At 59.2% G+C, this 277-nt stretch carries 1 pseudogene; it reads left to right on the top strand.

Features of this window, described 5'->3' with window-relative positions:
* Positions 1-135: 135 nt before the first annotated feature.
* A pseudogene (locus tag SB772_RS40440) lies at positions 136-277 on the top strand (LysR family transcriptional regulator); the annotation flags it as partial.

Below are 277 nucleotides of genomic sequence, written 5' to 3' on the forward strand. Positions count from 1 at the left end.
CAGTGAGGACGCGCGTTTCGTGACGGGACAGACGCTCGTGGTTGACGGTGGCCTGATGCGGCTGTGAAAAGGGAAAGGTGATTGCCCTAAATACTGCAACTCGTGACGTGGGCCGGACCGGGCGAGCGATGGCTCATGGAACTGCGCCATTTACGATGCTTCATTGGGCTCGCCGAAGAACTGCATTTCGCTTGCGCAGCGGAGCGACTTCACAACAGCCGTCGCTGTCGCGAGCCATCAAGGAGCTGGAAGAAGACCCAGGTGCCAGCTCTTTGTG

Source organism: Paraburkholderia sp. SIMBA_030, assembly GCF_046535245.1.
Classification (GTDB): Bacteria; Pseudomonadota; Gammaproteobacteria; order Burkholderiales; family Burkholderiaceae; genus Paraburkholderia.